The sequence below is a fragment of the Kitasatospora sp. NPDC001132 genome (genome assembly GCF_053598415.1).
In genome coordinates this window covers 1-9,177 of record NZ_JBSFKF010000075.1, presented here as the reverse complement: position 1 = coordinate 9,177, position 9,177 = coordinate 1, and the positions used below count along the sequence as shown (strand labels likewise).

Sequence of the window (9,177 nt, the reverse complement as noted above, 5' to 3'; positions counted from 1 at the left end):
GCCACACGGTGGGCTCCGCGGAGTCGTCCGCGGCGGGCTGTCCGGCGGTTTCCTCCGGGAACTGTTCGATGACGACGTGCGCGTTGGTGCCGCTGATGCCGAACGCCGAGATGCCCGCGCGGCGGGGACGCCCCGTCTCCGGCCACGGCCGGGCCTCGGTCAGCAGGGAGACCCGGCCCGCCGACCAGTCGACGTGGGAGGTCGGCGCGTCCACGTGGAGGGTCCGCGGCAGTTGCCCGTGCCGCATCGCCATGACCATCTTGATCACACCCGCCACACCAGCGGCGGCTTGCGTGTGCCCGATGTTCGACTTCACCGACCCCAGCCACAACGGCTCCGCCCGGTCCCGGCCGTACGTCGCCAGCAGCGCCTGCGCCTCGATCGGGTCACCGAGCGTCGTCCCCGTGCCGTGGGCCTCCGCCGCGTCCACGTCCGCCGTCGACAGTCCGGCGTTCGCCAACGCCTGCCGGATGACGCGTTCCTGGGACGGACCGTTCGGCGCCGCGAGCCCGTTGGACGCCCCGTCCTGGTTGACCGCCGAGCCCCGGACGACCGCCAGCACCCGGTGGCCGTTGCGGCGGGCATCCGACAGGCGTTCCAGCAGCACCAGGCCGGCGCCCTCACCCCAGGACGTACCATCGGCCGCCTCGGCGAACGCCTTCACCCTGCCGTCGACGGCGAGCCCCCGCTGCCGCGAGAACTCGACGAACCCCGCCGGCGTCGCCATCACCGTCACACCACCGGCCAGGGCCAGCGAGCACTCCCCCGCCCGCAGCGCCTGCGCCGCCAGGTGGATCGCCACCAGCGAGGACGAGCACGCCGTGTCCACCGACACCGCCGGGCCCTCCAGCCCCAGCAGGTACGACACCCGCCCGGACGTGGCGCTGGTGGCCGTTCCGGTGGCGAGGAAACCTTCGAGGTCCGGCGGCGGCTGGTTGCCGTAGCCGGAGGACCACAGGCCGGTGAACACGGCTGTGCGGCTGCCGCCGAGTGTGGTCGGGTCGATGCCGGCGTACTCGAAGGTCTCCCAAGCGGTTTCCAGCAGCACCCGCTGCTGCGGGTCCATCGCCAGTGCCTCGCGCGGCGAGATGCCGAAGAACCCGGCGTCGAACCCGGCGCCGTCGGCGAGGAAGCCGCCCGATCGGCTGTAGGTCGTGCCCGGCCGGTCCGGGTCGGGGTCGTAGACGACGTCCCATCCACGGTCCGGCGGGAACTCGGTGATCGCGTCGGCACCGTCCGAGACGAGCCGCCACAGGTCGGCCGGGGACTCCACTCCGCCCGGGTAGCGGCAGCCCATGCCGATGATCGCGATCGGTTCGCGCGCGGCCTCCTCCATGTCGGCGAGGCGCTTGCTGAGCACTCCCAGGTCGGCCGTGGCGCGCTTGAGGTAAGTGCGCAGCTTCTCTTCGTCGGACATCGCTACTTCTCCTCAGCGTTTCGGGACTCGCCCGATCGGATGACCTCGGTCCTGCGGTGCGCATCGTCCAGAAGGCTGAACAGTTCGTCGTCGCTGGCCTCGTCGACACCGGCCGCCGAGCCGGTGCGTTTGGCGGTCCAGGCCGCGAGCAGTGCTTCGAGGCGGGCCGCGACGGTCTCGTAGTCGGCGTCGTCGGCTGCCGCGTCCAGGGTGGACTTGAGCTGGTCGAGTTCGGCGAGCAGGGGGTCGGGTTCGGTTTCGGTGCCGTGCAGCCGCGTGTGCACGAAGGCGGCGAGGCGGGTCGGTGTCGGGTGGTCGAAGACGAGCGTGGCGGGCAGGCGCAGGCCGGTGTCCGCGTCGAGCTGGTTGCGCAGTTCCACGGCGGTGAGCGAGTCGAACCCGATGTCGGTGAACGCCTGGTCGGGGTTGACCGCCTCCGGTGACGAGTGCCCCAGGACGAGGGCGACCTGGCCCACGACCAGGTGCAGCACGTCGGCCTGCGTCCACACGCGGTCGGCGGCCCGCCTGCGCCGGGGCCGTACCAGCTCCCGCAGCAGGGCGGGCGGGTCGCCGGCGCGGCGCAGCGCCGGCAGGTCGAACCTGACGGGCGCGAGGGTGGGGGTGCCCGCGGTCAGCGCGGCGTCGAACAGGGCCAGCGCGTCCGTCGTCGGCAGCGGCCGTACGCCGGCCCTGGCCAGGCGGTGCCGGTCGGTGGCGCTCAGACCTCCGGTCATGCCGCTGGTCTCCGCCCAGTAGCCCCAGGCGAGCGACACGGCCGGCTGTCCCTCGGCGTGCCGGTGTGCGGCGAGGCCGTCGAGGTACGCGTTCGCCGCCGAGTAGTTCGCCTGGCCCGCGCCGCCCAGCACACCGGCCGCCGACGAGAACAGCACGAACGCCTCCAGGTCCGAGGTCAGTTCGTGGAGGTGCCGCGCCGCGAGGGCCTTCGGCTCCCACACGCGCGCGAACTGCTGCGGGGTGAGGGATTCCACGACGGTGTCGGCCAGCGTGCCCGCGGTGTGGATCACCGAGGTGACCGGGTGTTCGGCGAGCAACCGCGCCACCGCCTCGCGGTCGGACACGTCGCACGCCACGATGTCGGCGGTCGCGCCCAGCGCGGCCAGGTCGGCGGTCAGCGCGGCCGCGCCGGGGGCGTCCGGGCCGCTCCGGCTGACCAGCAGCAGGTGCCGCACGCCGTGCCGCACGGCGAGGTGGCGGGCGATCGTGCCGCCCAGGGTGCCGGTGCCGCCGGTGACGAGCACCGTGCCCTCGGGGCTGAGCGGCGAGGTCAGCGGTTCGGTCCGCGCCCGTTCGAGGCGGGGGACGTGAACGGCGCCGGCGCGGATCGCGAGCTGGGGTTCGTCGCCGGCCAGCCGGACCCCGTCGCCGTCGTCACCGTCGACCAGCACGAACCGGCCGGGGTGCTCGGTGGCGGCCGACCGGACCAGGCCCCAGACGGCGGCGGCCTGCGGGTCGACGTCCTCACCGGGCCGGACCGGCACGGCGTTGCGCGTGGCGACCACCATGCGCGGGGTGTCCGTGGTGAGGAAGTCCTGGATCACCCGCAGGGTCTCGACGGGCGAGGTGGCGTGGTGGACCGGGATGTCCGGTTCGGTGGTCACCGCTTCCAGGACCGGCCACGCCACCTGGTACGGCACGTCCTGCGTGGTGGCCCCGGCCGGCCGGCGCAGGGTCAACGAGGCGATCTCGGCGATCGGCGCGCCCGACCGGTCGGCGAGGGCGATCGCGCAGGTGTCCTGGCCGGTCACGGTCAGCCGGACCCTGGCGTGCTCGGCGCCGCGCCGGCAGGAGATCCCGGCGAAGGAGAACGGCATCTTCGCCCGGTCGTCGGCGACGGTCACGGTCTGGATCGCGGCGTCGAGCAGGGCGGGGTGCAGGGCGAACCGGGTGTCGCCGGCGGGTACGGCCACCTCCGCGTAGAGGGTGTCGCCGTCGCGCCAGGCCGCTCGCAGACCTCGGAAGGCCGTGCCGTAGGCGAATCCGGCGTCGGCCAGGTTGTCGTAGAAGGTGTCGAGGTCGACGGCTTCGCCGTGCGGCGGCCACTGCCGTGCCCAGGGCTCCCGTGGTACGACGGGTACGGCGCCCAGCGTTCCGGTGGCGTGCCGCACCCACTCGCCGTCCGCGCGCGCGTGGATCGAGACGCTGCGCCGGCCCGCCCGGTCGGGGCCGACGGTCACGGACACCTGCACGCCGTCCGCGACCACCAGCGGTGTCTCCAGCGTCAGGTCCTCGACCGCCGGGCAGTCGACGTGTTCGCCGGCCCGGAGCGCCAGGTCCACGAACGCCGCGCCGGGCAGCAGGGGCGAGCCCGAGATGACGTGTTCGGTGAGCCACGGCTGCGCGGCGGTGGCGAGTTGTCCCGTCAGCACCACGCCGTTGTCGTCGGGGAGTTCCATGGCGTCCCGCAGCAGCGGGTGGTCGATCCGGCCGTCACCGGTCGGTGCCGGGGTGGTGGGCTGGAGCCAGTTGGGCTGGAGCCAGTAGTGCTGGTGCTGGAAGGCGTACGAAGGCACACGTGCGCCCGGCGTTCCCGCCGGTGTCGTCGCGGGTGGCGTCCAGCGCGCGGCGCCGTCCGCCCACAACCGCCCCAGCCCCGCGAACAACCGCTCCGGAGAGTCACCACCACGGCGCATCAAGCCGTTCCCCACCAGCACCGGATGCGGACCCACCTCGACGAACCCCGTGACACCCTGGCCCGTCAGCCACTCCATCGCATCCGCGAACCGGACCGGCTCCCGCACCTGGCGCACCCAGTACCCGGGCTCCCCCAGGTCCACCGGATGTCCGGCCACCGTCGAGACCACCGGGATCACCGGCTCACCGAACGACAAACCAGCCGCCACCTTGCCGAGTTCCTCCAGCACCGGATCCATCCGCGCCGAATGGAACGCGTGACTGACCTCCAGCCGCTTCACCCGGCGCCCACGGCCCTGCCACACCCCAGCGACCGCCGCCACCGCGGCCTCGTCCCCCGACACCACCACCGCATCCGACCCGTTGACCGCCGCCACCTCGGCACCCGGCATCAGCGACCCCTCCACCTCCTCCAGCGACGCCTGGAGCGAGACCATCGCCCCACCACCGGGCAACTCCTGCATCAACCGGCCCCGCGCACCCACCAGCACACACGCGTCCTCCAGACTCAGAACGCCCGCCACATGAGCCGCCGCCACCTCACCCACCGAGTGCCCCACCACGAAGTCCGGCCGCACACCCAAGGACTCCACCAGCCGGAACAGCGCCACCTCCAGCGCGAACACCGCACCCTGGGTGAACACCGTCTGCCCCAACACCCCCTCCTCGTCCTCGAACAGCACCTCCACGGGCAGCTCCAGCAGTTCGCAGACCTCGTCCAACACCCGCGCGAACACCGGGAACTCGCGGTACAAGCCCCGGCCCATCCCCGCCCACTGACCACCCTGACCGGAGAACACGAACGCCGACCTGCCCGGGGAGGCAGTGCCCGTGACGATTCCGGGTTTTCCGTCGATCAGCGCGTCCAGGCCGGCCGGGTCCGTCAGCACGGCACGGTGCGGGAACCGGGCCCGCGCGGCCAGGTCCGCGGCCACCTGGGCCGGTGTGACCTCGGGGTGCTCGGCGAGGAACCCGCGCAGCCTGCGGGCCTGGTCGCGCAGGGCCGCGTCCGACTTGGCCGACAGCAGCCACGGCATCGGCACCGCGGCCACAGGGGCGGGCGTGGGAGCGGCAGGGGACTCGGACGACGGCTCCTCGGCCGGGGCCGGGGCTTCCAGGATCACGTGCGCGTTGGTACCGCTGATGCCGAACGCCGACACGCCCGCGCGACGCAGGTGGCCGTTGTCGGGCCAGGGCCGGGCCTCGGTGAGCAGCCGGACGCTCCCGGACTCCCAGTCGACGTGGGAGGTCGGCGTGTCCACGTGGAGGGTCCGCGGCAGTTCACCGTGCCGCATCGCCATGACCATCTTGATCACACCCGCCACACCGGCCGCCGCCTGGGTGTGGCCGATGTTGGACTTCACCGACCCCAGCCACAACGGCTCCACCCGGCCCTGGCCATAGGCGGCCAGGAGTGCCTGGGCCTCGATGGGGTCACCGAGCGTCGTCCCCGTACCGTGGGCCTCCACCGCATCCACCTCGGACGCCTCCAACCCGGCGTTCGCCAGCGCCTGCCGGATCACCCGCTCCTGCGACGGACCGTTCGGCGCGGTCAGCCCGTTGGACGCCCCGTCCTGGTTCACCGCCGAACCCCGCACCACCGCCAGCACCCGGTGACCGTGACGACGGGCGTCGGACAGGCGTTCCAGGAGCACGACACCCGCGCCCTCACCCCACGCCGTACCATCGGCGGCCTCGGCGAACGCCTTCACCCGCCCGTCGGCCGCAAGCCCCCGCTGCCGCGAGAACTCGACGAACCCCGCCGGCGTCGCCATCACCGTCACCCCACCGGCCAGGGCCAGCGAGCACTCCCCCGAACGCAGCGCCTGCGCCGCCAGGTGGATCGCCACCAGCGACGACGAGCACGCCGTGTCCACCGACACCGCCGGACCCTCCAGCCCCAACAGGTACGACACCCGCCCGGAGGTCACACTCGTCGCCGTGCCCGTCGAGAGGTAGCCCTCCAGGTCGGGCGGCTGTGCCCCGGCGCCATAGCCCGAGGACCAGATGCCGGTGAAGACGCCCGTCCGGCTGCCCCGCAACGACGTCGGATCGATCCCCGCGTCCTCGAAGGTCTCCCACACCGTCTCCAGCAGCACCCGCTGCTGCGGATCCATCGCCAACGCCTCACGCGGCGAGATCCCGAAGAACGCCGCGTCGAAGTCTCCGGCGGCGTCGAGGAAGCCGCCCCACCGCGTGTACGACCTCCCCGGACCACCGGCCGGATCGTAGAGACGACCCACGTCCCACCCACGATCCGAGGGGAACTCCCCCACCGCGTCCACCCCACCGGACACCACATCCCACAACTCCTGGGCGGACCCCACCCCACCCGGATAGCGGGCCCCCAGCCCCACCACGACCACCGGATCATCCGACACCGGAACCCCGACCGGCACGGGTGAGGCAGGGGCCTGGCGGCGGGCGCCGACCAGGAGGTTCCGCAGGTGGCCGGCCAGCGCGTCGGGGGTCGGGTAGTCGAAGACCATCGTCGCGGGCAGCCGTACCCCGGCGGCCGCGGACAGGCGGTTGCGCAGTTCCACCGCGGTGAGCGAGTCGAAGCCCAGGTCCTTGAAGGCCCGCTCGGCGCTGACGGCCGAGGTGTCGGTGTGGCCGAGGACCGCCGCCGTCTGGCCGGTGACCAGTTCCAGGACGCGGCTGTGCTGCTCGGTCTCGGGCAGGGCCGCCAGTTCCCTGCCCAGGGTCGGCCGGTCCGTGCGACGGGCGGGCCTGGTACGGGTGAGGCGGCTGAGCAGGGGGCGGGTGGACGTCGCAGACAGGTCGAGGTGTGCGGGGACCAGCACGGGATCGGCGGCGCCCAGGGCCAGGTCGAACAGTTCCAGCGCCTGGTCCGTGGGCATCGGCAGCACGCCGGCGCGGGCGAGGCGCTTGAGGTCGGTGTCGGTGAGGTGTCCGGTCAGCCCGCTGGCCTCGGCCCACTGTCCCCAGGCCAGCGATACGCCGGGCAGACCCAGGGCACGCCGGTGCACGGCGAGGGCGTCCAGGAAGGCGTTCGCGGCGGCGTAGTTGGCCTGGCCCGGGCCGCCCAGCACCCCTGCTGCGGACGAGAAGAGCACGAACGCGCTCAGGCCGAGGTCCTTCGTCAGCTCGTGCAGGTGCCAGGCGGCGTCGGCCTTGGGCCGCAGCACCTGGTCGATCCGGCCGGGCGTGAGGGATTCGACGACGCCGTCGTCGAGCACGCCGGCGGCGTGGACGACCGCGGTCAGCGGATGCTCGGCCGGGATCGAGTCCAGGACGGCCGCCAGCGCGTCCCGGTCGGCCACGTCGCAGGCCACCACCTCGGCGTCGAAGTCCACCTCCGCCGCGGTCCTGCTGAGCAGGAGCAGGTGCCGGATGCCGTGCCGGTCGCGCAGGTGCCGGGCGACGAGGCGGCCCAGTGTTCCGGTGCCCCCAGTGATCAGCACGGTGCCGTTCGGGTCGAGCGGGCCGGGTGCCGGGGCCGCTTCGGCCCGTACCAGGCGGGCGGCGCGGGCGGCGCCGTCGCGGACGACCAGCTGGGGTTCGTCCCCCGCGACGAGGACGCGGTCGTCGGTGTCGACGAGCACGAACCGGTCGGGGTGTTCCGCCTGGGCCGCGCGGACCAGGCCCCAGACGACGCTGGACGACAGGTCGACGGGGTCCGGCCCGACCGCCCCGCGGGTCACGACGGCCAGCCGGCCGTCCCCGTCGCGCAGGAAGTCCTGGAGCACGCCCAGCGTCTCGGCGGCGACGGTGTGCGCGGCGGCCACGGGGTCTCCCGCCGGGGGCGTGACGTGGTGGACGGCCGGGGGTTCGCCGGTGCTCTCGACGGGCACCCAGTCGAGGCGGAAGAGCTGGTTGGCCCCGGCGCCCGGGATGCCCGGCGGCCGGTGACGCACGGTCAACGCGTCGATCACCGCCAGCGGCCCGGACTCGTCGGCGAGCGCGACCCGGAAGGTGTCGGGGCCGGTGGGTGTGAGGCGGACCCGGGCCGTGGAGCCGGCTTTCCGCATCGACACCCCGGCGAAGGAGAACGGCAGGCGGCCGGCCGCCAGCAGGGTCAGCGGCTGGAGTGCGGCGTCGAGCAGCGCGGGGTGGAGACCGAAGCGGTCGCGGGTGTCGGCGGGCAGCGCCACCTCGGCATAGAGCTCGTCGCCCTGCCGCCGGATCTCGCGTACGCCCGCGAACACCGGCCCGTACTCGTAGCCCTGGGCGGCGAGGGTGTCGTAGAAGTCGGTCAGGTCGACGGGCTCACCGGCCGGCTGCCAGGGCTCGCCGGTGTCGTACGGGTGGGGGCGGTCGCCGGTCGCCAGCATGCCGGTCGCGTGCCGCAGCCAGGTGCCGCCCGTCCGGGAGTGCACGGTGACGGGGCGCCGGCCCGTCCCGTCCGGTGCGCCGACGACGACCTGGACCGGCACGGAACCGTCGTCCGGCAGGATCATCGGAGCTTCCAGCACCAGTTCGTCCAGGACGTCGCAGCCGGCCTGCCGTCCGGCGTGCATGGCGAGTTCGACGAACACGGTGCCGGGCAGCAGCACGGAGCCCAGGACGACGTGGTCGGCCAGCCACGGCCGGGTGGCCGTCGAGAGCCGCCCCGTGAGCAGGACGCTCTGGTCCCCGGCCAGTTCGACGACGGCCCCGAGCAGCGGGTGCCCGGCCGAGTCCAGTCCCGCCGCCGACACGTCGCCCTTCGCGGCGGTGGGCGTCAACCAGTACGGCCGGTGCTGGAAGGCGTACGTCGGCAGCGGGACGTGGTGGGGCTCGCCGGGGAAGACCGGCGTCCAGTCGACGGCCACGCCCTGCGTGTGCAGGCGCGCCAGGGCGAGGTGGAATTCCTGCCGGCCGCTGCCGCGGCGCAGCGTGCCGGTCACGACGCCCTCCATCACCGGCACCAGTACGGGGTGCGGGCTGACCTCAACGAACACGCCGTGCCGGTCCTGCGTGAGGGTTTCGACGGCGAGGTCGAAGCGTACGGGTTCGCGGAGGTTGCGGTACCAGTAGTCGGCGTCGAGGGCGGAGGTGTCGACCGGTTCCGCGGTGACGGTGGAGTAGAAGGGGACGTCCGCGGTCCTCGGCTCGATCCCGGCGAGGTCGGTGAGCAGTTGCTCGCGGATCGCCTCGACCTGGGC

2 protein-coding genes are annotated in these 9,177 nt (G+C 73.8%); both read right to left on the bottom strand.

Translation table 11 applies throughout. From position 1 onward, the window contains the following. The coding region (locus ACWDBE_RS38880; protein WP_449793624.1) for a type I polyketide synthase at nt 1–1,417 on the bottom strand (1,417 nt) is incomplete at its 3' end. A 2-nt stretch (nt 1,418–1,419) separates the two neighbouring features. Continuing rightward, the coding region (locus ACWDBE_RS38875) for an SDR family NAD(P)-dependent oxidoreductase (RefSeq protein ID WP_449810341.1) at nt 1,420–9,177 on the bottom strand (7,758 nt) is incomplete at its 5' end.